Genomic DNA, 1763 nt, shown 5'->3' with positions numbered 1-1763 from the left:
TCCTCCACGCAGCACCGGTCGAAGGCACCGACGCCTCGGCCTGTCGCACCGCGCACTCGCCGCGAAGCACGGATGCTTCGCGCCGCAGGAGCCAGCCCAGCCTCCGCAGCAGGTGCGGCATCAGCCGCCGATTCGCAGGAACAGGCCACCAGCGCACCGAACCGAACCGCCAGCGCCCAGCAGCAGAACGCCAACACACAGGAATCGACACCCGGCGATCATGGCCACCCCACGGGCACACGGGACCGCGGCGCCGCCTCGGCGAGGGAATCGACGGGGAGATCCGCTGACGATGCAGACGCGACACCGAGGCGCAGAGACCGCCGAGTAGACGAGGCTGCGGCCGCGGCCGAAACCGCGCGCGCACGACGCCATTCGTCACGCGTCGGAGAAGCATTCCCCAGCCTCGTCGGCTGGACCTCGCTGAGCACCCTGCTTCCGGGCATCGGTCTGCTGCGCACACGATTCCGGCCCTTGGGCTTCATCCTGCTCGGCGGATTCGTCCTCACCTTCGTCATCGCCCTCATCTACGTCCTCATCAAAGGACCGGTCCGCGCATTCGGCACAGTCGTCTCGAGCCCGTCGCTGCTGACCTTCCTCGCAATCGCCCTCGCCGTCATCGGCGTGATCTGGATCCTCGTGATCGTCGTGTCCCACTTCGGGCTGCGCACGGGGCACCGCTACGCCTCGTGGCAGAACAAGATGGCCGGCGTGCTCGTCGTCTCCCTGGCACTCATCATCGGCATCCCCTTCGGCGTCGGGTCGGTCTACGCCCAAGTCCAAGGAGACACGGTCTCGAGCCTGTTCGGCGACAGCACAGGAGATGCCCAATCCGCCGAAGACCTGTGGGCCGACAAGCCCTACATCAATGTCTTCCTGATGGGTCGCGACAATGGCGATGACCGTGAGGGCACGCGCCCCGACACGATGCTCGTCGCCTCGATCGACACGAAGACGGGCAATGCTGCGCTGATCTCCGTACCGCGCAACCTCGCGTTCCCGATCTTCCCCGAAGGAAGCGAACTGGACAAGAGATGGCCGGACGGATTCCGACCCACCGGCCAGTCCTCGGTCGACCTCATCAACTCCGTCTGGCAGTGGGGTGCACAGAACGAAGACACCATCGGTGATCCACACGACCTGGAACCGGGAATGTTCGCCACGATGCAGGCGGTCGAAGGCTCACTGGGCCTCAACCTCGACTACTGGGCATCAGTCGACATGGCCGGATTCGAAGACGTCGTCGATGCCATCGGCGGAGTGAAGATCGATGTCGAACGCCCCATCCCGATGGGTGGCGGCAAGTCCATGTCGGGTGTGTCGAACGAGGTCTACGGCTGGGTCGATCCGGGCCCGCAGACGCTGAAGGGCAAGGATGCACTCTGGTACGTGCGTTCCCGCGAGGGCAGCGACAACTACGACCGCATGTGCCGCCAGCAACGCATGATCAAAACCACCCTGGACCAGATCGATCCTCGTGAACTGGCCACGGCCTATCCCAAGCTCGCGAACTCGGCGACGAAGAACATCGCCACCTCGATTCCGCAGAACGAGGTTCCGGCCTTCATCGAACTCGCTCTCGCCATGCAGAAGGGTGAGGTCACGACGGTGCAGATCAACAACGATGTCACCCCCACCTACGACCCCGACTTCGACAAGCTCCACGAGTGGATCGAAGGTGAGGTCAAGGGGGCATCCGATGGCGGGGAGACTCCCAAGCCGACCAACGATGCGAGCGCGGACACGTCCACGGACTCCGCCCC

Annotated in this window: 1 protein-coding gene; it reads left to right on the top strand. The window is 64.8% G+C overall.

Translation table 11 applies throughout. The features are described 5' to 3' along the window. A partial coding sequence (locus L0G76_RS16060) for an LCP family glycopolymer transferase (protein WP_304358126.1) occupies positions 1-1763 on the top strand: 1763 nt, incomplete at both ends.

Source organism: Brevibacterium picturae, assembly GCF_030453725.1.
Lineage (GTDB): Bacteria > Actinomycetota > Actinomycetes > Actinomycetales > Brevibacteriaceae > Brevibacterium > Brevibacterium sandarakinum_A.
The sequence above is the reverse complement of the archived record's forward strand: the minus strand, read 5'-3'. Positions and strand labels throughout refer to the sequence as shown.